The organism is Streptomyces sp. NPDC051020 (genome assembly GCF_040683105.1).
Lineage (GTDB): Bacteria > Actinomycetota > Actinomycetes > Streptomycetales > Streptomycetaceae > Streptomyces.
The window spans coordinates 1-22786 of sequence record NZ_JBFBCG010000053.1 but is presented as its reverse complement, the minus strand read 5'-3'; the positions used below and the strand labels follow the sequence as shown (position 1 = coordinate 22786).

The 22786-nt window shown below is 68.9% G+C and carries 21 protein-coding genes; 3 read left to right on the top strand and 18 right to left on the bottom strand.

Translation table 11 applies throughout. The annotated features are described in order from the left end of the window. Nucleotides 1-33: 33 nt before the first annotated feature. From nuoN to AB0N06_RS25855, 14 genes are read right to left on the bottom strand one after another with little or no spacing between them, the layout of a single operon-like run. Nucleotides 34-1698, bottom strand: coding sequence for an NADH-quinone oxidoreductase subunit NuoN (gene nuoN / locus AB0N06_RS25920; protein WP_366137064.1), 1665 nt, complete (start codon nt 1696-1698; stop codon nt 34-36). Next, the gene (locus AB0N06_RS25915) at nt 1695-3266 is read right to left on the bottom strand and encodes an NADH-quinone oxidoreductase subunit M (RefSeq protein ID WP_366137063.1); all 1572 of its coding nucleotides are present in this window, start codon (nt 3264-3266) and stop codon (nt 1695-1697) included. The genes nuoN and AB0N06_RS25915 overlap by 4 nt, the downstream gene beginning before the upstream one ends. A 5-nt stretch (nt 3267-3271) precedes the next feature. Then, on the bottom strand, nt 3272-5167 hold the full coding sequence (nuoL, locus tag AB0N06_RS25910; protein ID WP_366137062.1) for an NADH-quinone oxidoreductase subunit L: 1896 nt from the start codon (nt 5165-5167) through the stop codon (nt 3272-3274). A 14-nt stretch (nt 5168-5181) separates the two neighbouring features. Further along, nucleotides 5182-5481: an NADH-quinone oxidoreductase subunit NuoK gene (nuoK, locus tag AB0N06_RS25905; protein WP_037693122.1), complete on the bottom strand. Its 300-nt coding sequence runs from the start codon at nt 5479-5481 to the stop codon at nt 5182-5184. Then, a complete protein-coding gene (locus AB0N06_RS25900) occupies nt 5478-6305 on the bottom strand; it encodes an NADH-quinone oxidoreductase subunit J (protein WP_358856845.1) in 828 nt (275 codons plus the stop codon). Before AB0N06_RS25900 ends, nuoK begins: the two co-directional genes overlap by 4 nt. Beyond that, on the bottom strand, nt 6302-6916 hold the full coding sequence (nuoI, locus tag AB0N06_RS25895) for an NADH-quinone oxidoreductase subunit NuoI (protein ID WP_366137061.1): 615 nt from the start codon (nt 6914-6916) through the stop codon (nt 6302-6304). The genes AB0N06_RS25900 and nuoI overlap by 4 nt, the downstream gene beginning before the upstream one ends. After that, the gene (gene nuoH / locus AB0N06_RS25890; protein WP_366137060.1) at nt 6909-8336 is read right to left on the bottom strand and encodes an NADH-quinone oxidoreductase subunit NuoH; all 1428 of its coding nucleotides are present in this window, start codon (nt 8334-8336) and stop codon (nt 6909-6911) included. The genes nuoI and nuoH overlap by 8 nt, the downstream gene beginning before the upstream one ends. Then, complete coding sequence (locus tag AB0N06_RS25885) at nt 8333-10864, bottom strand: NADH-quinone oxidoreductase subunit G (protein WP_366137059.1); 2532 nt, start codon at nt 10862-10864, stop codon at nt 8333-8335. Before AB0N06_RS25885 ends, nuoH begins: the two co-directional genes overlap by 4 nt. Then, a complete protein-coding gene (nuoF, locus tag AB0N06_RS25880; RefSeq protein WP_366137058.1) occupies nt 10861-12237 on the bottom strand; it encodes an NADH-quinone oxidoreductase subunit NuoF in 1377 nt (458 codons plus the stop codon). Before nuoF ends, AB0N06_RS25885 begins: the two co-directional genes overlap by 4 nt. Next, nucleotides 12234-12995, bottom strand: coding sequence for an NADH-quinone oxidoreductase subunit NuoE (nuoE, locus tag AB0N06_RS25875; protein WP_366137089.1), 762 nt, complete (start codon nt 12993-12995; stop codon nt 12234-12236). The genes nuoF and nuoE overlap by 4 nt, the downstream gene beginning before the upstream one ends. 29 nt (nt 12996-13024) lie before the next feature. Beyond that, a complete protein-coding gene (locus tag AB0N06_RS25870) occupies nt 13025-14401 on the bottom strand; it encodes an NADH-quinone oxidoreductase subunit D (RefSeq protein WP_366137057.1) in 1377 nt (458 codons plus the stop codon). Next, nucleotides 14401-15111 carry an NADH-quinone oxidoreductase subunit C gene (locus AB0N06_RS25865; RefSeq protein ID WP_366137056.1) on the bottom strand — a complete coding sequence of 237 codons (711 nt, stop codon included), beginning with the start codon at nt 15109-15111 and terminating at the stop codon, nt 14401-14403. Before AB0N06_RS25865 ends, AB0N06_RS25870 begins: the two co-directional genes overlap by 1 nt. Further along, nucleotides 15108-15662 carry an NADH-quinone oxidoreductase subunit B family protein gene (locus AB0N06_RS25860; protein WP_030926341.1) on the bottom strand — a complete coding sequence of 185 codons (555 nt, stop codon included), beginning with the start codon at nt 15660-15662 and terminating at the stop codon, nt 15108-15110. The genes AB0N06_RS25865 and AB0N06_RS25860 overlap by 4 nt, the downstream gene beginning before the upstream one ends. 18 nt (nt 15663-15680) lie before the next feature. Next, nucleotides 15681-16040, bottom strand: a complete 360-nt coding sequence (locus AB0N06_RS25855) for an NADH-quinone oxidoreductase subunit A (protein ID WP_003992243.1) — start codon at nt 16038-16040, stop codon at nt 15681-15683. A 396-nt stretch (nt 16041-16436) separates the two neighbouring features. Between AB0N06_RS25855 and AB0N06_RS25850 the strand changes: the two genes are divergently transcribed. From AB0N06_RS25850 to AB0N06_RS25840, 3 genes are all read left to right on the top strand, one after another. After that, the gene (locus tag AB0N06_RS25850; protein ID WP_366137055.1) at nt 16437-16562 is read left to right on the top strand and encodes a hypothetical protein; all 126 of its coding nucleotides are present in this window, start codon (nt 16437-16439) and stop codon (nt 16560-16562) included. 248 nt (nt 16563-16810) lie between these two features. Next, nucleotides 16811-17644 carry a C40 family peptidase gene (locus tag AB0N06_RS25845; protein ID WP_366137054.1) on the top strand — a complete coding sequence of 278 codons (834 nt, stop codon included), beginning with the start codon at nt 16811-16813 and terminating at the stop codon, nt 17642-17644. Nucleotides 17645-17808: 164 nt separating this feature from the next. Continuing rightward, the gene (locus AB0N06_RS25840; RefSeq protein WP_366137053.1) at nt 17809-18321 is read left to right on the top strand and encodes a DinB family protein; all 513 of its coding nucleotides are present in this window, start codon (nt 17809-17811) and stop codon (nt 18319-18321) included. A gap of 124 nt (nt 18322-18445) precedes the next feature. Here the strand turns inward: AB0N06_RS25840 and AB0N06_RS25835 are convergent, their stop codons facing one another. From AB0N06_RS25835 to mqnC, 4 genes are all read right to left on the bottom strand, one after another. Continuing rightward, nucleotides 18446-19729 carry a geranylgeranyl reductase family protein gene (locus AB0N06_RS25835; protein ID WP_366137052.1) on the bottom strand — a complete coding sequence of 428 codons (1284 nt, stop codon included), beginning with the start codon at nt 19727-19729 and terminating at the stop codon, nt 18446-18448. 198 nt (nt 19730-19927) lie between these two features. Next, the gene (locus AB0N06_RS25830; RefSeq protein ID WP_366137051.1) at nt 19928-20620 is read right to left on the bottom strand and encodes a demethylmenaquinone methyltransferase; all 693 of its coding nucleotides are present in this window, start codon (nt 20618-20620) and stop codon (nt 19928-19930) included. Nucleotides 20621-20982: 362 nt separating this feature from the next. Then, nucleotides 20983-21636, bottom strand: a complete 654-nt coding sequence (locus AB0N06_RS25825) for a hypothetical protein (RefSeq protein ID WP_366137050.1) — start codon at nt 21634-21636, stop codon at nt 20983-20985. Nucleotides 21637-21643: 7 nt separating this feature from the next. Next, on the bottom strand, nt 21644-22786 hold a 1143-nt coding region (gene mqnC / locus AB0N06_RS25820), incomplete at its 5' end, for a cyclic dehypoxanthinyl futalosine synthase (RefSeq protein WP_366137049.1).

Here is a 22786-nt window from a genome sequence, read left to right as displayed (position 1 = left end):
CGTCCGGCGTTGTTCCAGCTGTGTGCGTGTGTGCTACCTCACGAACACTCCCGCCTGGCTCGCCAGATCCAGGAAGTACTGCGGGGCCAGGCCCAGCACCAGCGTGACCGCGACCCCGACCCCGATCGTCGTCATCGTCAGCGGGGAAGGGACGGCGACCGTCGGGCCGTCCGCCTTCGGCTCGCTGAAGAACATGAGCACGATGACCCGGATGTAGAAGAACGCGGCGATGGCGGACGAAATCACACCGACCACGACCAGGCCGCCCGCGCCGCCTTCCGCCGCCGCCTTGAAGACCGCGAACTTTCCGGCGAAGCCGGAGGTCAGCGGGATACCGGCGAAGGCCAGCAGGTACACCGCGAAGACCGCGGCGACCAGCGGCGAGCGCCGGCCCAGCCCGGCCCACTTCGACAGGTGGGTCGCCTCGCCGCCCGCGTCGCGCACCAGCGTGACGACGGCGAACGCGCCGACCGTCACGAAGGAGTACGCACCCAGGTAGAAGAGCACCGAGGAGATGCCGCTGGGGGTCGTCGCGATGACACCGGCGAGGATGAAGCCGGCGTGCGCGATGGAGGAGTAGGCCAGCAGTCGCTTGATGTCGGTCTGGGTGATGGCGACGATCGCACCGCCCAGCATCGTGACGATCGCGACGGCCCACATGACCGGCCGCCAGTCCCAGCTGAGGCCCGGCAGCACCACGTACAGCAGGCGCAGCAGCGCACCGAACGCGGCGACCTTCGTGGCCGCGGCCATGAAGCCGGTGACCGGGGTCGGGGCACCCTGGTAGACGTCCGGGGTCCACATGTGGAACGGGACGGCGCCGACCTTGAAGAGCAGACCGGTCAGGAGCATCGCGCCGCCGATCAGCAGCAGCACGTCGTTGCCCATGGTGGCGGCGAGCGCCGGGTCGATCTGGGTGACGGAGCCGTCGACCACGTTGGCGATGGCCGCGTACGAGACGGAGCCCGCGTACCCGTACAGCAGGGCGATCCCGAAGAGCAGGAACGCCGAGGAGAAGGCGCCGAGCAGGAAGTACTTCACCGCCGCCTCCTGCGACATCAGCCGCTTGCGGCGGGCGACGGCGCACAGCAGGTAGAGCGGGAGGGAGAAGACTTCCAGGGCCACGAAGAGCGTCAGCAGATCGTTGGCCGCCGGGAAGACCAGCATGCCCGCCACCGAGAAGAGGACCAGCGGGAAGACCTCGGTGGTGGTGAATCCGGCCCTGACCGCGGCCTTCTCGCTGTCGCTGCCGGGGACCGACGCGGCCTGTGCGGCGAACGAGTCGACGTGCTTGCCGTGCGCGGCGGGGTCGAGCCGCCGCTCGGCGAAGGTGAAGACGGCGACCAGTGAGGTCAGCAGGATGGTGCCCTGCAGGAAGAGTGTCGGCCCGTCGATCGCGATGGCGCCCATCGCGGCGATGTGCGCCTTCGTTGTGCCGTACCCCCCGGCCGCCAGGCCGATGACCGCGGCGAACGCGGCGGCGAGGGCGACGACGGTCAGGAAGACCTGTGTGTAGTAGCGGGCCCGGCGCGGCACGAAGGCCTCGACGAGTACGCCGACGACGGCGACACCGATCACGATGAGGACCGGGGTCAGCTGGGCGTACTCGATGACCGGCGCCTTGAACTTCTCGTGCGGGGCGGCCGATGTCACCCCGCCCGCCATTGCCCACAGGCTGTGGACAGCTGTTGCGCTCACTTGACGGCCTCCACCTCAGGCTGGGGGTCCTTCTTGTGTACGTCCGACATGGTGTGCTGCACCGCCGGGTTGACGATCTCCGTGAGCGGCTTCGGATAGACGCCCAGGAAGACCAGCAGCACGATGAGCGGGAGGACCACCACCAGCTCCCGGACCTTCAGGTCGGCCATGCCCCGGACCTCGGCCTTCACCGGGCCCGTCATCGTCCGCTGGTAGAGGACGAGGACATAGAGCGCGGCGAGCACGATGCCGGTGGTGGCGATGATGCCGGCCGCCGGGTATGCGCTGAATGTGCCGACCAGGACCAGGAATTCGCTGACGAACGGGGAGAGACCGGGGAGTGACAGGGTGGCGAGCCCGCCGATCAGGAACGTGCCGGCCAGGACCGGCGCCACCTTCTGCACCCCGCCGTAGTCGGCGATGAGCCGCGAACCGCGCCGGGTGATCAGGAAGCCGGCCACCAGCATCAGAGCGGCCGTCGAGATGCCGTGGTTGACCATGTAGAGCGTGGCGCCCGACTGGCCCTGGCTGGTCATCGCGAAGATGCCCAGGATGATGAAGCCGAAGTGCGAAATCGACGCGTAGGCGATCAGGCGCTTGATGTCGCGCTGGCCGACGGCGAGCAGCGCCCCGTACACGATGCTGATCAGCGCGAGGACCAGGATCACCGGCGTCGCCCACTTGCTGGCCTCCGGGAACAGCTGGAGGCAGAAGCGGAGCATCGCGAAGGTGCCGACCTTGTCGACGACTGCGGTGATCAGGACGGCAACCGGGGAGGTCGCCTCGCCCATGGCGTTGGGCAGCCAGGTGTGCAGCGGCCAGAGCGGGGCCTTCACCGCGAAGGCGAAGAAGAACCCGAGGAACAGCCAGCGTTCGGTGCTGGTCGCCATGGAGAGCGAGCCGCCCGCGCGGGCTTCGGCGATCTCGGAGAGCGAGAAGGTGCCCGCGACGACGTACAGGCCGATGACGGCGGCCAGCATGATGAGCCCGCCGGCCAGGTTGTAGAGGAGGAACTTGACTGCGGCGTACGAGCGTTGCGCCGCGGCGTTCTCGTCGCTGCCCGAGTGTGCCCGGTCCCCGAAGCCGCCGATGAGGAAGTACATCGGGATGAGCATGGCTTCAAAGAGGATGTAGAAGAGGAAGACGTCGGTGGCCTCGAAGGAGAGGATCACCATCGCTTCGACCATCAGGATCAGGGCGAAGAAGCCCTGGGTGGGACGCCAGCGCGAGGACTTCGTCTCCAGGGGATCGGCGTCGTGCCAGCCGGCCAGCATGACGAACGGGATCAGCAGGGCGGTGAGCGCCAGGAGCGCCACCCCGATGCCGTCCACACCCAGTTCGTACCGGACGCCGAAGTCCTTGATCCAGGCGTGTGATTCGGTGAGCTGGTAGCGGGCGCCGCCGGGCTCGAAGCGGGCAAGCACGATGCCCGCCAGCACGAGGGTGGCCAGCGAGAAGAGCAGCGCCAGCCATTTGGCGGCGGTGCGCTGGGCGGCCGGGACGGCGGCGGTGGCGATCGCGCCGATCGCCGGGAGCGCCGCCGTCGCTGTCAGGAGGGGAAAGGACATGGTGATCAGACCGCCCTCATCAGCAGGGTCGCGGCGATGACGATCGCCGTACCGCCGAACATCGAGACCGCGTAGGACCGGGCGTAGCCGTTCTGCAGCTTGCGCAGCCGGCCGGAGAGCCCGCCCATCGATGCGGCCGTGCCGTTGACCACGCCGTCGACCAGGGTGTGGTCGACGTACACGAGGGAGCGGGTGAGGTGCTCGCCGCCGCGGACCAGGACCACGTGGTTGAAGTCGTCCTGGAGGAGATCGCGGCGGGCGGCCCGGGTGAGCAGCGAGCCGCGCGGGGCGACGACCGGGACCGGACCGCGCCCGTACATCGCCCAGGCGATGGCGACGCCGATGGCGAGCACCACCATGGTGGCGGCGGTGACCGTCATGGCGCTGACGGGGGAGTCTCCGTGGCTGTGTCCGGTGACCGGCTCCAGCCAGTTCAGGAAGCGGTCACCGATGGAGAAGAACCCTCCGGCGAAGACCGAACCGAACGCCAGGACGATCATGGGGATGGTCATCGACTTCGGGGACTCGTGCGGGTGCGGATCGTGGCCCTCGGCATCGGGCTGCCAGCGCTTCTCGCCGAAGAACGTCAGCAGCATCACGCGCGTCATGTAGAACGCGGTGATCGCGGCGCCCAGCAGCGTGACGGCGCCGAGGATCCAGCCCTCGGTGCCGCCCTTGGCGAACGCCGCCTCGATGATCTTGTCCTTGGAGAAGAAGCCGGAAAGACCGGGGAAGCCGATGATCGCCAGATAGCCGAGGCCGAAGGTGACGAAGGTGACCGGCATGTACCTCCGCAGGCCGCCGAACTTCCGCATGTCGACCTCGTCGTTCATGCCGTGCATGACCGAACCGGCGCCGAGGAAGAGTCCGGCCTTGAAGAAGCCGTGCGTCACCAGGTGCATGATCGCGAAGACATAGCCGATCGGGCCGAGCCCGGCGGCCAGGATCATGTAGCCGATCTGCGACATCGTCGACCCGGCGAGGGCCTTCTTGATGTCGTCCTTCGCGCAACCGACGATCGCACCGAACAGCAGCGTGACCCCACCGACGACCACGACGACCAGCTGCGCGTCCGGGGCGGCGTTGAAGATCGCGCCGGAGCGGACGATCAGGTAGACGCCCGCGGTCACCATGGTGGCGGCGTGGATGAGGGCCGAGACCGGGGTCGGGCCCTCCATCGCGTCACCGAGCCAGGACTGCAGCGGCACCTGGGCCGACTTGCCGCAGGCGGCGAGCAGCAGCAGCAGGCCGATCGCCGTCAGCTTGCCCTCGCCGGTCTCCCCGGTCGAGGCCAGTACGGGGCCGAAGGCGAACGTGCCGAACGTGGTGAACATCAGCATGATCGCGATCGACAGGCCCATGTCGCCGACCCGGTTGACCAGGAACGCCTTCTTGGCGGCGGTGGCCGCGCTGGGCTTGTGCTGCCAGAAGCCGATCAGCAGGTACGACGCCAGACCGACGCCCTCCCACCCGACGTACAGCAGCAGGTAGTTGTCGGCGAGGACCAGCAGGAGCATCGCCGCGAGGAACAGGTTCAGGTACCCGAAGAAGCGGCGCCTGCGCTCGTCGTGCTCCATGTAGCCGATCGAGTAGAGGTGGATCAGAGTGCCCACACCGGTGATCAGCAGCACGAACGTCATCGACAACTGGTCGAGCTGGAAGGCCACATCGGCCTGGAACCTCTCGACCGGGATCCAGCTGAACAGGTGCTGGTGCAGCGTCCGGTGATCGGCGCCCTTCCCCAGCATGTCGGTGAAGAGCACCGCCCCGATGACGAACGAGGCGGCGGCGAGCAGGGTGCCGAGCCAGTGGCCGGAGCGGTCCAGCCGTCGGCCGCCGCAGAGCAGCACGGCCGCTCCGAGCAGGGGCGCCGCGATGAGCAGCGCAATGAGGTTGTCCACGATTCAGCGTCCCCTTACAGCTTCATCAGGCTGGCGTCGTCGACCGAGGCCGAGTGGCGGGAACGGAACAGCGACACGATGATCGCGAGCCCGACCACGACCTCGGCGGCGGCAACGACCATCGTGAAGAAGGCGATGATCTGGCCGTCGAGGTTGCCGTGCATCCGGGAGAAGGTGACGAACGCGAGGTTGCAGGCGTTGAGCATCAGCTCCACGCACATGAACACCACGATCGCGTTCCGCCTGATCAGCACCCCGGACGCGCCGATGGTGAACAACAGGGCGGAGAGATAGAGGTAGTTGACCGGATTCACTTGGCGGCCTCCTCTTCGTCCTGGTCACGGCCGAGCCGCTCCTCGGAGCGCTGCTCCAGCGCCTTGAGGTCGGCCAGCGACTCGTTCGACACGTCACGGATCTGGCCGCGCCGTCGCAGCGTCTGCATGACGGTGAGCTCGGACGCGGTGCCGTCCGGGAGCAGACCGGCGATGTCCACGGCGTTGTGCCGGGCATAGACACCGGGGGCGGGCAGCGGCGGCAGGTGCTTGCCGCGTACCCGCTCCTCCGACAGCTCCCGCTGGGTCCTGGCCCGTTCGGTGCGCTCCCGGTGGGTGAGCACCATCGCGCCGACCGTCGCCGTGATCAGCAGGGCGCCGGTGATCTCGAAGGCGAAGACGTACTTGGTGAAGATGAGGCTGGCCAGCCCCTCGACGTTCCCGCCGTGCGCGGCGTTCGCGGTGCCGAGTCCGTTGAAGCTGTTCAGCGAGGCGTGGCCGATGCCCGCGATCAGCAGGACGCCGAAGCCGATCCCGCATCCCGCGGCCAGCCAGCGCTGGCCCTTGAGGGTCTCCTTCAGCGAGTCCGCCGCCGTGACACCGACGAGCATGACCACGAAGAGGAACAGCATCATGATCGCGCCGGTGTAGACGACGATCTGGACGACGCCGAGGAAGTAGGCGCCGTTGGCCAGGTAGAACACTGCCAGGACGATCATGGTCCCGGCGAGGCTCAGCGCGCTGTGCACGGCTTTCTTCATCAGTACGGTGGACAGCGCGCCGATCACGGCGACCGTGCCGAGCACCCAGAACTGGACGGCCTCGCCGATGGATGTGGTGGAGGCCGCTGCGGCCAGGCCGGTCATGCGTCCACCTCCTCGTCCTTGGCCGGCTGCTCCTCGGACTCGCCCTTGGAGAGCGCGACCTGACGCTCCGTGCCGGGCGCCGCCTCGGTGACCAGCCCCCGGTAGTAGTCCTGCTCGTCCATGCCCGGGAAGATCGCGTGCGGAGTGTCGACCATGCCCTCCTCCAGGCCCGCGAGCAGCTCATCCTTGGTGTAGATGAGGCTTTCGCGGGTGGTGTTGGCGAGCTCGAACTCATTGGTCATCGTGAGCGCCCGGGTCGGGCACGCCTCGATGCACAGTCCGCAGAGAATGCAGCGCGCGTAGTTGATCTGGTAGACGCGCCCGTAGCGCTCACCCGGGGAGTAGCGCTCCTCGTCGGTGTTGTCCGCGCCCTCCACATAGATGGCATCGGCGGGACAGGCCCAGGCGCACAGCTCGCAGCCGACGCACTTCTCCAGGCCGTCCGGGTGACGGTTGAGCTGGTGCCTGCCGTGGAAGCGCGGCGCCGTCACCTTCTGCTGTTCGGGGTACTGCTCGGTCAGCCGCTTCTTGAACATGGCCTTGAAGGTCACGCCGAAGCCGGCCACAGGATTCTGGAACTTGTCCCCAGTGGACTCCGATGGCTCAGACACCGTCAGCCTCCTTTCCGTCACTCGGACTTCCACCAATCTGACTGCCGTCACTCTGAGTGTCCGACCCGCCACTGACAACGAGCTCCCGCTCGTGCCGTGGCCTGCGGCGCGGTACCGGCGGCAGGGTCTGTCCGGGCAGCGGCGGCACCGGGTACCCGCCCGCCATCGGGTCGAACTCCGGCCCGGGCCCGGCTTCCGTCCCGGTCTCCCCGGCCGCCTTGGCCGAGCGGTCCCGGAAGATGTCGGCGACGAGGGAGATGAGCAGGATCGCGATCACGGCCCCGGCCACGTACAGCACGATCTTCGAGAAGTCGTAGCCCTCGTTGCGCAGCGCCCGCACCGTCGCGACCAGCATCAGCCAGACCACGGAGACCGGGATCAGGACCTTCCAGCCGAGCTTCATCAGCTGGTCGTAGCGGACGCGGGGCAGCGTGCCGCGCAGCCAGATGAAGAAGAACAGCAGCAGCTGGACCTTGAGGACGAACCAGAGCATCGGCCACCAGCCGTGGTTCGCGCCCTCCCAGAAGGTGCTGATCGGCCACGGGGCCCGCCAGCCGCCCAGGAACAGCGTCGTGGAGACGGCGGAGACGGTGACCATGTTGACGTACTCGGCGAGCATGAACATCGCGAACTTGATCGACGAGTACTCGGTGTTGAAGCCGCCGACGAGGTCGCCCTCGGACTCCGGCATGTCGAACGGTGCGCGGTTGGTCTCACCGACCATCGTGACGATGTAGATGATGAACGAGACCGGCAGCAGGATGATGAACCAGCGGTCCTGCTGCGCCTCCACGATCTTCGAGGTCGACATCGAGCCGGAGTAGAGGAAGACGGAGGCGAACGCGGCGCCCATCGCGATCTCGTACGAGATCATCTGCGCGCAGGAGCGCAATCCGCCGAGCAGCGGGTACGTCGATCCGGAGGACCAGCCGGCCAGCACGATGCCGTAGATCCCGACCGACGCGACCGCGAGGACGTAGAGCATCGCGATCGGCAGGTCGGTGAGCTGCATCGCCGTACGGTGGCCGAAGATCGAGACCTCGTTGCCGGACGGCCCGAACGGGATCACGGCGATCGCCATGAACGCCGGTACGGCGGCGACGATCGGCGCGAGGACGTAGACGACCTTGTCCGCCCGCCTGACGACGACGTCTTCCTTCAGCATCAGTTTGATGCCATCGGCGAGCGACTGGAGCATGCCCCAGGGGCCGTGCCGGTTGGGGCCGATGCGCAGCTGCATCCAGGCGACGACCTTGCGCTCCCACACGATGGAGAAGAGCACGGTCACCATCAGGAACGCGAAGCAGAACACCGCCTTGATGACGACGAGCCACCAGGGGTCGGTGCCGAACATCGAGAGATCCTCGGCGGCGAGTACGGCACGGTCGGGTGCCGCGGCCAGTTGAGCGAGGGCAGTCACGCTCGCACCTCCGGTGTGACGTCGGGAGTACCCGGTGCGGCGGGGCCGATCCGGACCAGACCGCCGGGTCGGGCACCGGTGTCGGCCGGTACGCCCCGCCCGACGGAGTTCAGCGGCACCCAGACCACCCGGTCCGGCATGTCGGTGACCTGCAGCGGGAGTTCGACGCTGCCGGACGGTCCGGTGACGGTCAGCAGATCGCCGTCCTTCACCCCCGTCTCGGCGGCGGTGACGGCGGAGAGCCGGGCGACCGCGGCGTGCCGGGTGCCGGCCAGCGCCGCGTCGCCCTCCTGGAGCCGCCCCTGGTCGAGCAGCAGCCGGTGGCCCGCAAGGACCGCCTCGCCGTCGCCGGGCCGGGGCAGCGGCTGCGCCGACTCGTGCGGGTCGGTGGCGCGCGTACCGGTCCAGCCGCCGAGCCGGTCCAGCTCACGGCGTACGGACTTCAGATCCGGCAGCGCGAAGCGACTGGGTTCATCGGCGCCTCCGGCCTGGGCCAGCGCGTCGGCGAGCATGTGCAGCACCCGGGCATCGGTCGGCGCGAGTGTCCGCGTCATCTGCTCGGGCTTCAGCGCCGCCTCGAACATCCGGGCCCTGCCCTCCCAGTTGAGGAAGGTGCCGGACTTCTCGGCCACCGCGGCGACCGGGAAGACGACGTCGGCCCGCTCGGTGATCTCGCTGGGCCGCAGCTCCAGCGAGACGAGGAAACCGACCTGGTCCAGCGCCGCCAGGGCGCGGGCCGGGTCCGGCAGGTCGGCGGTCTCCACCCCGGCGACGAGCAGCGCGCCCAGTTCGCCGGTGGCGGCGGCCTCGACGATCTGGCCGGTGTCGCGGCCGAACCGGGAGGGGAGTTCGGCGACGCCCCAGACGGCCGCCACCTCGTCCCTGGCACGCGGGTCGGTGGCCGGGCGGCCGCCGGGCAGCAGCGACGGGAGCGCACCCGCCTCCACCGCACCGCGCTCGCCGGCCCGGCGCGGGATCCACACCAGCCGGGACCCGGTCGCGGTGGCCGCCCGTACCGCGGCGGTCAGCCCGCCCGGTACTCCGGCCAGCCGCTCGCCCACCACGATCACGGCGCCCTCGCCGCGCAGCGCGTCGGCCGCCGCGGCTCCGTCGCCGTCGAGTCCGACGCCGCCCGCGATCGCGTCCAGCCACTCGGTCTCGGTGCCGGGCGCGGCGGGCAGCAGTGTGCCGCCGGCCTTCTCCAGGCCGCGGGTGGCGTGCGAGGCGACGGCGAAGGTGCGCTGGCCGTGCTTGCGGTGGGCCTTGCGCAGCCGCAGGAAGACGCCGGGCGCCTCCTCCTCGAACTCGAAGCCGACCAGCAGAACGGTCGGCGCCTTCTCCAGCGAGGTGTACGTGATCCCGCTGCCGTCCAGATCGCGTCCGCGCCCGGCGACGCGGGCGGCCAGGAAGTCGGCCTCCTCGCTGCTGTGCACCCGGGCCCGGAAGTCGATGTCGTTCGTGTCGAGGGCGATCCGGGCGAACTTGCTGTACGCGTACGCGTCCTCGACGGTCAGCCGGCCACCGGTGAGGACGCCGGTCCTGCCGCGTGCGGCGGCGAGCCCGGCCGCCGCGGCAGCCAGTGCCTCGGGCCAGCTCGCCGGTTCGAGTACACCGTCCGCGTTCCGTACCAGCGGCGTGGTGAGCCGGTCCCGCTGCTGCGCGTAACGGAAGCCGAAGCGGCCCTTGTCGCAGACCCACTCCTCGTTGACCTCGGGGTCGTTGGCGGCGAGCCGCCGCATGACCTTGCCGCGCCGGTGATCGGTGCGGGTCGCGCAGCCGCCCGCGCAGTGCTCGCACACCGACGGGGACGACACCAGGTCGAAGGGGCGGGAGCGGAACCGGTACGCCGCCGAGGTGAGCGCGCCGACCGGGCAGATCTGGATGGTGTTGCCGGAGAAGTACGACTCGAAGGGGTCGCCCTCGCCCGTGCCGACCTGCTGGAGCGCACCGCGCTCGATCAGCTCGATCATCGGGTCGCCCGCCACCTGGTTGGAGAACCGGGTGCAGCGCGCGCAGAGCACACACCGCTCACGGTCCAGCAGCACCTGGGTGGAGATCGGGACGGGCTTCTCGTACGTCCGCTTCTTCCCGTCGAAGCGGGAGTCCGGGTCGCCGTGCGACATCGCCTGGTTCTGCAGCGGGCACTCGCCGCCCTTGTCGCAGACCGGGCAGTCCAGCGGGTGGTTGATGAGCAGCAGCTCCATCACACCCTTCTGCGCCTTCTCGGCGACCGGCGAGGTGAGCTGCGAGCGCACCACCATGCCGTCGGTGCAGGTGATGGTGCAGGACGCCATCGGCTTGCGCTGGCCCTCGACCTCGACGATGCACTGGCGGCAGGCGCCGACCGGGTCGAGGAGCGGGTGGTCGCAGAAGCGCGGGATCTCGATGCCGAGGAGTTCGGCGGCGCGGATGACCAGGGTGCCCTTGGGCACGCTGATCTCGATGCCGTCGATCGTCAGCGTGACAAGGTCCTCGGGCGGGACCGCCGCCTCGCCGCCCCCGGAGGGCGCACTCGTGGTGACTGTCATGCGTTCACCCCCTGGTGAGCGTTCTTGTCGTCGGCCCAGGCGGTCGACTTGGCGGGATCGAAGGGGCAGCCCCGGCCGGTGATGTGCCGCTCGTACTCCTCGCGGAAGTACTTCAGCGAGGAGAAGATCGGCGAGGCGGCGCCGTCGCCGAGGGCGCAGAAGGACTTGCCGTTGATGTTGTCGGCGATGTCGTTCAGCTTGTCGAGGTCGGCCATCTGTCCCTTGCCGGCCTCGATGTCGCGGAGCAACTGGACGAGCCAGTAGGTGCCTTCACGGCATGGCGTGCACTTGCCGCAGGACTCATGGGCGTAGAACTCGGTCCATCGGGTGACGGCCCGCACGACGCAGGTCGTCTCGTCGAAGCACTGGAGCGCCTTGGTGCCGAGCATGGAACCGGCGGCGCCGACGCCCTCGTAGTCGAGGGGCACATCGAGGTGCTCGTCGGTGAACATCGGGGTGGAGGAGCCGCCCGGGGTCCAGAACTTCAGCCGGTGGCCGGCGCGCATGCCGCCGCTCATGTCGAGCAGCTGGCGCAGCGTGATGCCGAGCGGGGCCTCGTACTGTCCCGGGCTGGCGACGTGGCCGCTGAGCGAGTACAGCGTGAAGCCCGGGGACTTCTCGCTGCCCATCGACTTGAACCAGTCCTTGCCCTTGTTCAGGATCGCGGGAACCGAGGCGATGGACTCGACGTTGTTCACCACAGTGGGGCAGGCGTACAGACCGGCGACCGCGGGGAAAGGAGGCCGCAGCCGGGGCTGGCCGCGTCGCCCTTCGAGCGAGTCGAGCAGTGCGGTCTCCTCACCACAGATGTACGCGCCCGCGCCCGCGTGCACGGTGAGCTCCAGGTCGAGCCCCGAGCCCAGGATGCTCGTCCCGAGGTAGCCCGCCTCGTACGCCTCGCGCACGGCCTCGTGCAGCCGCCGCAGTACGGGGACGACTTCACCGCGCAGATAGATGAAGGCGTGCGAGGAGCGGATCGCGTAGCAGGCGATCACGATGCCTTCGATGAGGCTGTGCGGGTTGGCGAAGAGGAGCGGGATGTCCTTGCAGGTCCCGGGCTCCGACTCGTCGGCGTTGACCACCAGGTAGTGCGGCTTGCCGTCGCCCTGCGGGATGAACTGCCACTTCATGCCGGTGGGGAAGCCTGCGCCGCCGCGGCCGCGCAGGCCGGAGTCCTTGACGTACGCGATGAGGTCGTCCGGAGACATGGCGAGGGCCTTGCGCAGCCCCTCGTAGCCGCCGTGCCGCTTGTAGGTGTCCAGGGTCCATGACCCGGGCTCGTCCCAGAAGGCGGAGAGGACGGGCGAGAGCAGCTTCTCGGGGCTGGCCCCGTTGCCGCCTCCGTCGTTGATTTCGGCTGCCAACGTCATCACTCTCCCTCCTCTGCTGCGGTGCCGGCCGAGTGGTCCGGGTCCTGCGGGGCGTTGGTGCGGGCCGACTCGCCACGCGGGGCGACGACCTTCGGGTGCAGCTCCTCGCCCTTCGCCAGCCGGAGGCCGACGAGCGAGGCGGGGCCCGCTCCACCGGTCGCCTCGACGGCGCCGGGGCGCTGGTCGGGGAAGCCGGCCAGGATCCGCGCGGTCTCCTTGTACGAGCAGAGCGGGGCGCCGCGGGTGGGTTCGACGGTGCGCCCGGCGATCAGGTCGTCGACGAGCTGCGTCGCGCTCTCCGGCGTCTGGTTGTCGAAGAACTCCCAGTTGACCATCACCACGGGTGCGAAGTCGCAGGCCGCGTTGCACTCGATGTGTTCGAGGGTGACCTTGCCGTCCTCGGTCGTCTCGTTGTTGCCGACGCCGAGATGCTGCTTGAGTCGGTCGAAGATGGCGTCGCCGCCCATCACCGCACACAGCGTGTTGGTGCAGACCCCCACCTGGTAGTCGCCGCTCGGCTTGCGCCGGTACATCGTGTAGAAGGTGGCGACCGCGGTGACCTCGGCGGTGGTGAGGCCGAGCAGCTCGGCACAGAGTGCCATGCCGGTACGGGAGACGTATCCCTCCTCGGACTGCACCAGGTGCAGCAGCGGCAGCAGCGCGGAGCGGCTGTCGGGGTAGCGGGCGATCACCTCCTTCGCGTCCGCTTCGAGCCTGGCGCGCACCTCGGCCGGGTAGGCGGGGGCGGGGAGCTGCGGCATCCCCAGACTGACTTCCTGACGTGCTTCGGTCACCGGTCGACGCCTCCCATCACGGGGTCGATGGACGCGACGGCGACGATGACATCGGCGACCTGGCCGCCCTCGCACATCGCCGCCATGGCCTGCAGATTGGTGAAGGACGGGTCGCGGAAGTGGACCCGGTAGGGGCGGGTTCCGCCGTCCGAGACGATGTGCACGCCGAGCTCGCCCTTGGGTGATTCGACGGCGGTGTACGCCTGTCCGGCCGGGACCCGGAAGCCCTCGGTCACCAGCTTGAAGTGGTGGATCAGGGCCTCCATGGAGGTCCCCATGATCTTCTTGATGTGGTCGAGCGAGTTGCCGAGCCCGTCGGGTCCCAGCGCGAGCTGAGCGGGCCAGGCGATCTTCTTGTCGGCGACCATGACCGGTCCGGGGGCGAGCCGGTCGAGGCACTGCTCGATGATCCGCAGCGACTGCCGCATCTCCTCCAGACGGATGAGGAAGCGGCCGTAGGCGTCGCAGCTGTCGGCGGTGGGGACGTCGAATTCGTAGGTCTCGTAGCCGCAGTAGGGATCGGTCTTGCGCAGGTCGTGCGGGAGTCCGGCGGAGCGCAGGATCGGGCCGGTGGCGCCGAGCGCCATGCAGCCGGTCAGGTTGAGATAGCCGACGTCCTGCATGCGGGCCTTGAAGATGGGGTTGCCGGTGGCGAGCTTGTCGTACTCCGGCAGGTTCTTCTTCATGGTTTTCACGAACTCGCGCAGCTGGTCGACCGCGCCCGGCGGCAGGTCCTGGGCGAGTCCGCCGGGCCGGACGAACGCGTGGTTCATCCGGAGCCCGGTGATCAGCTCGAAGAGGTCGAGAACGAGTTCACGATCGCGGAACCCGTAGATCATGATCGTGGTCGCGCCGAGCTCCATGCCGCCCGTGGCGATGCACACCAGGTGCGAGGAGATCCGGTTGAGCTCCATCAGGAGCACGCGCAGGACAGTCGCCCGGTCGGGGATCCGGTCCTCGATGCCGAGAAGCTTCTCGACGCCCAGGCAGTACGCCGTCTCGTTGAAGAACGGCGTCAGGTAGTCCATGCGCGTGACGAACGTGGTGCCCTGCGTCCAGTTCCGGAATTCGAGGTTCTTCTCGATGCCGGTGTGGAGGTAGCCGATGCCGCAGCGGGCCTCGGTGACGGTCTCGCCGTCGATCTCCAGGATCAGCCGCAGCACGCCGTGCGTGGACGGGTGCTGGGGACCCATGTTGACGATGATGCGCTCATCGTCGGACTTGACCGCCGACTCGACGACCTCGTCCCAGTCGCCGCCGGTGACTGTGTATACAGTCCCCTCGGTCGTGGCCCGAGCATTCGAGAGGTGCGTCCCGGAGGGACCCGATGAGGGGTGGTGGCCGGGCGACGGGTGGGCATGGGGAGTAGTCATCAGGAGTACGACCTCCGCTGGTCCGGAGCCGGGATCTGGGCGCCCTTGTACTCGATGGCGATGCCACCGAGCGGGTAGTCCTTGCGCTGCGGGAAGCCCTGCCAGTCGTCCGGCATCATGATCCGGGTGAGGGCCGGGTGCCCGTCGAAGACGAGCCCGAAGAAGTCGTAGGTCTCGCGCTCGTGCCAGTCGTTGGTCGGATAGACCGCGACGAGCGACGGGATGTGCGGGTCGCTGTCCGGGACCGAGACCTCCAGCCGGATCAGCCGGCCGTGGGTGATCGACCGCAGATGGTAGACGGCGTGCAGCTCGCGGCCCTTGTCGCCGAGGAAGTGGACACCGCTCACCCCGGTACAGAGCTCGAAGCGCAGGGCCGGGTCGTCACGCAGGGTTCGAGCCACGGTGGGCAGGTGCTCGCGGGCGATGTGGAAGGTGAGCTCACCACGGTCGACGACGGTCTTCTCGATGGCGTTCCCGGGAAGCAGATCCTGCTCCTCCAGGGCCCCTTCGAGCTCGTCGGCCACCTCGTCGAACCAGCCGCCGTACGGCCGGGACGTGGCTCCCGGCAGCGTCACCGTGCGGACGAGCCCGCCGTAGCCTGAGGTGTCACCGCCGTTGTTGGCGCCGAACATGCCCTTGCGTACGCCGATGACCTCGCCGGTCACGTCGCGCGGCGCGGGTACGCCGTTGTTGTTCTGTTCGTCGCTCACCGCAGCAGCCCCTTCATCTCGATCAGGGGAAGCGCCTTGAGTGCCGCGTCCTCCGCCTCGCGGGCAGCCTCCTCCGCGTTGACCCCGAGCTTGGAGCCCTGGATCTTCTGGTGGAGCTTGAGAATGGCGTCCATCAGCATCTCCGGGCGCGGCGGGCAGCCCGGCAAATAGATGTCGACCGGGACAATATGATCAACACCCTGCACAATGGCGTAGTTGTTGAACATCCCACCCGAGGATGCGCAAACCCCCATGGAGATAACCCACTTGGGGTTCGGCATCTGGTCGTAGACCTGCCGCAGGACGGGCGCCATCTTCTGGCTGACCCGACCCGCCACGATCATCAGATCCGCCTGCCGCGGCGATCCGCGGAAGACCTCCATCCCGAATCGGGCCAAGTCGTAGCGCCCGGCTCCGGTCGTCATCATCTCGATGGCGCAACAGGCAAGACCGAACGTGGCAGGGAAGACGGAGGATTTCCGCACCCAGCCGGCGGCCTGCTCGACAGTGGTCAGCACGAAGCCGCTGGGCAGCTTCTCTTCGAGTCCCATGGTGTGCCCCTCAGCCCCTCAGTCCCATTCCAGGCCGCCGCGACGCCATACATACGCATAGGCGACGAAGACGGTGAGCACGAAGAGCAGCATCTCGACGAGCCCGAAGATCCCCAGGGCGTCGAAGGTGACTGCCCAGGGATAGAGGAAGACGATCTCGATGTCGAAGACGATGAAGAGCATCGCCGTCAGGTAGTACTTGATGGGGAAGCGGCCGCCTCCGGCTGGAGTGGGGGTGGGTTCGATACCGCACTCGTACGCTTCGAGCTTTGCTCGGTTGTACCGCTTTGGGCCGATAAGCGTGGCCATGACCACGGAGAAGATCGCAAACCCTGCCCCGAGGGCGCCGAGCACGAGGATGGGCGCGTAGGCATTCACGCTCCTCGCTCCTTCCAGTCGTCCTTGACCGTTGGACCGCATCGGGCGACCGGCTCGCCACCTCACCAAGATCGTGCACATGTGAGGCAGTTCACAAGCCCGACTGCCCCGCATCCTATGCCTGCCGTCCTGTGATCTGCGACACGGGGTACTACACCGACTTTGTGATCTCCACCACCCGGCGAAGGATCATGAAGCCGGATGAGGGGTGATCTTCATACGCAAAGCGGCTGCGTGATCACGAGACGTGACATCTGGTGTTGTTGTTGCTGGTCAAGGCGATGCTCCTCTAACAATCAGACGCCTCGACCAGCAAATTGGCAATGGACGGCAGAGGAGTGATAAGGGGATCCGTCCCACTTCGGGGTCACTCGCGCGAGGGGCTCGCGAGGAGCGATGTGGACGCGTGCCCACATTCGCGATCTTCCGGACGGAACACCCCGCCGCACCGATCGGCCCGCCGTCGACGCCGCCGCGCGCATCGGCCGCCCGTATGCCCACCACGCCACAGTCATGCTGTGACCTGCATCACTTCGCCAGGCCTTCAATAAAGGCGGGCTTGGCCATCGGTGCGAACAGATGGTAAGCGGCGGGCAATTCGGGCAAATTACTGAAAGCCCGTGATCACAGCGGTGATCATGCATGACCGATTTGCCGGTTACGGCGTCAATAAGGGTCAGCGGAAAGCGGATTCACAGATTCCGAACGTAACTGTGTCGCAACACACGTTTCTTGAAGGGAACCCAGGTGCCCTGATAGCGCTAGTACTCATGTCCCTCACCGCTCACATACCCAGCCACCGGAAGCCCCGCCGAAGCGCCCCGAAATCGGCCCTGCGGGCCGGAGTTGCCGGTGGCGTCCTCAGCACCATCGCGGTCGCAGGCGCTGCCGGTCCTGCCCAGGCCGAGCCGGTGACCCAGACCATCGAGATGCCCACCCTCACCTCCGGGCTCTCCACCGCCGTCGCCGCGTCCGCCGAGGCCACGCAGCAGGTCGCCCTGGACCTGGAGACGCAGGCCCACGAGGACGCCGCGGCCACCAGCGCGGCCAAGGCCGCCACGAAGGCCAAGGCCGAGGCGGTCCGCAAGGCAGAGGCCAAGAAGAAGGCAGAGGCGGCCGCCAAGGCCAAGGCGGAGGCAGCCCTGCGCGCCTCCCGCTCCGAGGCCCGTACGACGCTCAGCGCGTCCGGCTCCACCACCGTGGCCTCCTCCTCGTCGAGCACCACCGGCTCCTCCTCGTCGAGCGCCACCGGCTCCGCCGCCTCCGTCATCGCGTTCGTCAAGGCGCAGGTCGGCGACGCGTACGTGTCCGGCGGCACCGGCCCCAACTCCTGGGACTGCTCCGGCCTGGTCCAGGCCGCGTTCCGCACGGTGGGCGTCGACCTGCCGCGCGTCTCGCAGGCCCAGTCGACGGCCGGCACCCAGGTCTCGCTGAGCAACCTCCAGCCCGGCGACATCCTCTACTGGGGCGGCGCGGGCTCCGCGTACCACGTCGGCGTCTACGTGGGCGGCGGCCAGTTCGTCGGGGCGCAGAACTCCAGCACCGGTGTGGTGCAGCGCCCGCTGAGCTACGACCCGCCGTCGGGCGCGGTCCGCGTTCTCTGATTCACAAGCGCGCGAACACGGCGAAGGGCCGTCACTCCCCCGCTCGGGAGCGACGGCCCTTCGCCATGGAACGGCGGGCCGGGTACTGTCGCCGGCACCCCGGTACCTTTTCCGGTCCCGGATCCGCCTGCGCACGCGGTCCCGGGCGAGGTAGCTTCGCTCTCATGGCGCGACCCCGTACCCGCCCTCCGTACAAAGCCGACGAGCGGACCCAGCTGCTCGGCTGGTTCGACATGCAGCGGGCGGTCGTCCACTGGAAGTGCGAGGGGCTGTCCGAGACCGATGCGCACCGGGCCGTGCTGCCCGCCTCACCCCGTCTGACCGCCGCAGGGATCGTCTCGCATCTGCGCTGGGTCGAGCACTCCTGGTTCGAGGTGATGTTCCTCGGCCGGCCCGCCGTGGGGCCGCGGTTCGACCCGGACACCGAGGACGCCGACATGCGGGTCGACGGCATTCCGCTCGCGCGGCTCCTCAAGGAGTACGAGCAGCAGTGCGCCGTCACCGACGGCATCGTCGCCGCCCACGCCCTGGAGGCCGTGGGCCGTCACCCCGACTTCGAGATCGCCCAGGCGAATCTGCGGTGGATGCTGTTCCACATGATCGAGGAGACCGCCCGGCACGCCGGTCACCTCGATGCCCTACGGGAGATCATCGACGGTGAGAGGGGCTACTACTGACCCGGCCGGGGGCGCCGCCCCCGGCTCCGTGCAGCAGGACAACGGTCTCCGTGCCTCACACGCGTCACGGAGATCGCCGGCGCCTCGCCCGTGAACCGAGCGAGGACGCGAACGGGAGTGGTGGTCAGGCCTTCGGGGCCACCTTCGAGAGGCCGTTGATGATGCGGTCCATCGCGTCGCCGCCCGTCGGGTCGGTGAGGTTGGCGAGCATCTTCAGCGTGAACTTCATCAGCAGCGGGTGCGTCAGACCGCGCTGGGTGGCGATCTTCATGACCTTCGGGTTGCCGATCAGCTTCACGAAGGCGCGGCCCATCGTGTAGTAGCCGCCGTAGGTTTCCTTCAGGATCTTCGGGTAGCTGTGCAGCGCCAGTTCGCGCTGAGCGGGGGTCGCGCGGGCGTGCGCCTGGACGATGACGTCCGCGGCGATCTGGCCCGACTCCATCGCGTACGCGATGCCTTCGCCGTTGAACGGGTTGACCATGCCGCCCGCGTCACCGACGAGCAGCAGCCCCTTGGTGTAGTGCGGCTGGCGGTTGAACGCCATGGGGAGCGCGGCGCCGCGGATCGGCATCGTCATGTTCTCCGGGGTGTAGCCCCAATCCTCCGGCATGGACGCGCACCACGCCTTGAGGACCTCCCGCCAGTCCAGCTCCTTGAAGGCGGACGACGAGTTGAGGATGCCGAGGCCGACGTTGGACGTGCCGTCGCCCATGCCGAAGATCCAGCCGTAGCCGGGCAGCAGCCGGTCCTGGGGACCGCGCCGGTCCCACAGCTCCAGCCAGGACTCCAGGTAGTCGTCGTCGTGGCGCGGTGAGGTGAAGTATGTACGGACCGCGACGCCCATCGGGCGGTCCTCGCGGCGGTGCAGACCCATGGCGAGCGACAGCCGGGTGGAGTTGCCGTCGGCGGCGACGACGAGCGGGGCGTGGAAGGTGACCGGGGTCTTCTCCTCGCCGAGCTTCGCGTTCACACCGATGATGCGGCCGGTGCGCTCATCGGTGATCGGGGCGCCGACATTGCACCGCTCGTGCAGCCGGGCGCCCGCCTTCTGCGCCTGGCGGGCCAGCTGCTCGTCGAAGTCGTCGCGCTTGCGGACCAGCCCGTAGTCCGGGTACGAGGCGAGATCCGGCCAGTCCAGCTGCAGCCGGACGCCGCCGCCGATGATGCGCAGCCCCTTGTTGCGCAGCCAGCCGGCCTCTTCGGAGATGTCGATGCCCATGGCGACGAGCTGCTTGGTGGCGCGCGGGGTGAGACCGTCGCCGCAGACCTTCTCGCGCGGGAAGGCGGTCTTCTCCAGCAGGAGAACGTCGAGTCCGGCCTTGGCGAGGTAGTACGCGGTCGTGGAGCCGGCTGGGCCTGCCCCGACGACGATCACATCCGCGCTGTGTTCGGAGAGGGGCTCGGTCACGGTCGGATCTCCCGAAGACTCGAAATCGCGTGCCGCGCGGCACCTGTCCCGTGCAGTCTATGGGTGGCTGCTGACCAACCTTCCGAAGGGCTCCCCGATGTCCACCGTGCGCTCCCCCGGCCCCTCCGCGGACGGTGCTGCACCGCCCGGCAACTGCCGTCCGGCGCGCGGCTCATCGCTGCCGGGCGGCGGTCTGCGTCAGGGACGTACGCCCCGGTGCAGCGCCACCACACCGCCGGTCAGATCGCGCCAGGCCACCTTCGACCAGCCCGCCTTCTGCAGCAGCTGCGCGAGCCCGGCCTGATCGGGCCAGGCGCGGATCGACTCGGCGAGATAGGCGTACGCGTCGGGGTTGGACGACACCGCGCGCGCGACCGGCGGCAGTGCCCGCATCAGGTACTCGGTGTAGACCGTGCGGAACGGCGCCCAGGTCGGCTGCGAGAACTCGCAGATGACCACGCGGCCGCCCGGCTTGGTCACCCGGTACAGCTCGCGCAGTGCCCCATCCGTGTCCTGGACGTTGCGCAGCCCGAAGGAGATCGTCACCGCGTCGAACGTCTCGTCGCGGAAGGGCAGCTTCGTGGCGTCGCCCGCCGTGAACGGCATCCACGGGTGCCGCTTCTTGCCCACCTGGAGCATGCCGATCGAGAAGTCGCACGGCACGACATAGGCCCCGGCACGGACGAACGGCTGCGAGGACGTCGCCGTGCCCGCGGCCAGGTCGAGGACCTTTTCTGCGGGGCGCGCGTGCACCGCCTTCGCAACTTCCTTGCGCCACAGCCGGGCCTGGCCGAGCGACAGCACATCGTTGGTGAGGTCGTAGTTCGCCGCCACGTCGTCGAACATCGAGGCGACTTCGTGCGGCTGCTTGTCCAGGGATGCTCGGGTCACCCACCCATTCAAGCAGCCCGGCCGCGGATGCCTCGCGCCGGTCGTGCGTCGGCGCCCAGAGCCGGTCGAAAGCCGGCTTCAACCTTTTGGGTGCGACGCCACTCGGTACAGGGAGTGCGAGCTGCTGCCGGTTTGCTGCACTGAAGTGAGTTGTGGTGAGCGGGAGTGAGTCCTGTCGGCGGGTTCGTGGGGTGGGAACGGAGGTTCTGGGGCCGAATGGGTGACCTTGGCGGCTGCTGCTCGTTGGGCTGGATGGCAGGTACCCGGCCTGGTGGGAGGGGTGCGTCGCCAACGCCTGGCCGTACACGGCCTCGGGCAGGTACGTAGGTGGCCCGTCCGTTCCCTGACGGGCTCCGGAGCGCCTACCGCCGCCGGTACACCAGCCGCCCGCCCAGCACCGTGGCGATGCACGCCCCGGCGCCCGCCGCACAGAGCGCGTCCTCGTCCGGTACGTCGAAGACGGCGAGGTCGGCGCGGCCGCCGACGGTAAGCGGGCCGTGCACGGAACCGGGCAGGTCGTACCCCTCCGCGAACGGGTCCAGGCTCGGGCGGCCGAGCAGGATCCCGGGGGCGCCGACGACCGAGACCTCGGTCAGCCCCGAACGGTCCACAGCGGTGCGGACGACCGGGTCGCGGAACCGGCCCGCGAGATGCGTGGTGCCGTACCGCAGCATCTGCTGCAGTCCGCGCCGTACGCTGCCCGCCCACCGCGCCGCGTCCATCTCGCCGGCCAGCCGTTCGAACGCGTCGCCCCACAGTGGCCGGTCACCGAGCTCGTCCGCCTCGCGCGGGTCGGGGTGGTAGCAGCGGGTCAGCAGCCAGACTGCGTGCCACTGCCGCAGGCCGGGCGTCAGGACGCCCGGCCACTGGCGGACCCGGGCCGCCGGGTGGGCGGCGACGACCTCGTCGTACGGTCCGAGGGCGACGATCCGGTCGCCGTCCACGGCGACCGCGCCCTGCGCGACGGCAGCCGCGCCGACCGGAAGGACCAGCGGCGCGGCGTGAACGGTCAGCACGACAGCCTCAGTTGGCGCTGAGGAGCTTGAGCTCCGGGTGTGCCGTGCCGCCCTCGATCGCGGTGGACGAGATGTGTGAGACGACGCGCTCGTCGACCGGGTCGTTCGCCGGGTCGTCGTGGACGACGAGGTGCTCGTACGTCGTGGCGCGCTGCGCCGGGACCCGGCCCGCCTTGCGGATCAGGTCGATGATCTCCAGCCGGTTGGAGCGGTGCTTGGCACCGGCGGAGGAGACGACGTTCTCCTCCAGCATGATCGAGCCGAGGTCGTCGGCGCCGTAGTGCAGCGACAGCTGGCCGACCTCCTTGCCGGTGGTCAGCCAGGAGCCCTGGATGTGGGCGACGTTGTCGAGGAAGAGCCGGGCGATGGCGATCATCCGCAGGTACTCGAAGAGCGTGGCCTGCGTCCGGCCCTTCAGGTGGTTGTTCTCCGGCTGGTACGTATACGGGATGAACGCGCGGAAACCACCGGTCCGGTCCTGTACGTCGCGGATCATCCGCAGGTGTTCGATGCGCTCGGCGTTGGTCTCGCCGGTGCCCATCAGCATCGTGGAGGTGGACTCGACACCGAGCCGGTGCGCCGCCTCCATGATCTCCAGCCAGCGCTCGCCGGACTCCTTGAGCGGGGCGATCGCCTTGCGCGGCCGGGCCGGCAGCAGCTCGGCGCCGGCGCCCGCGAAGGAGTCGAGACCGGCGGCGTGGATCCGCTGGATGGCCTCCTCCACGGAGACCTTGGAGATCCGGGCCATGTGCTCGACCTCGGAGGCGCCCAGCGAGTGGATGACCAGCTGCGGGAACGCCTTCTTGATCGCGGAGAAGTGCTCCTCGTAGTACTCGACGCCGTAGTCCGGGTGGTGTCCGCCCTGGAACATGATCTGCGTGCCGCCGAGCTCGACGGTCTCCGCGCAGCGGCGCAGGATGTCGTCGAGGTCGCGGGACCAGCCCTTGGCGGTGTCCTTCGGTGCGGCGTAGAAGGCGCAGAACTTGCAGGCCGTGACGCACACGTTGGTGTAGTTGATATTGCGCTCGATGATGTACGTCGCGATGTGCTCCGTACCGGCGTAGCGGCGTCGGCGCACGGCGTCGGCGGCCGCGCCCAGCGCGTGCAGGGGCGCCGACCGGTAGAGGTCGAGGGCCTCCTCCGGAGTGAT

Coding starts and splice junctions, on each gene's coding strand:
- AB0N06_RS25915 (WP_366137063.1), bottom strand. CDS start 3,266: ATGTCCTTTCCCCTCCTGACAGCGACGGCGGCGCTCCCGGCGATCGGC.
- AB0N06_RS25900 (WP_358856845.1), bottom strand. CDS start 6,305: ATGACCGGCCTGGCCGCAGCGGCCTCCACCACATCCATCGGCGAGGCC.
- AB0N06_RS25885 (WP_366137059.1), bottom strand. CDS start 10,864: ATGACAGTCACCACGAGTGCGCCCTCCGGGGGCGGCGAGGCGGCGGTC.
- nuoE (WP_366137089.1), bottom strand. CDS start 12,995: ATGCCGCAGCTCCCCGCCCCCGCCTACCCGGCCGAGGTGCGCGCCAGG.
- AB0N06_RS25870 (WP_366137057.1), bottom strand. CDS start 14,401: ATGACTACTCCCCATGCCCACCCGTCGCCCGGCCACCACCCCTCATCG.
- AB0N06_RS25860 (WP_030926341.1), bottom strand. CDS start 15,662: ATGGGACTCGAAGAGAAGCTGCCCAGCGGCTTCGTGCTGACCACTGTC.
- AB0N06_RS25850 (WP_366137055.1), top strand. CDS start 16,437: ATGTGGACGCGTGCCCACATTCGCGATCTTCCGGACGGAACACCCCGC.
- AB0N06_RS25845 (WP_366137054.1), top strand. CDS start 16,811: ATGTCCCTCACCGCTCACATACCCAGCCACCGGAAGCCCCGCCGAAGC.
- AB0N06_RS25840 (WP_366137053.1), top strand. CDS start 17,809: ATGGCGCGACCCCGTACCCGCCCTCCGTACAAAGCCGACGAGCGGACC.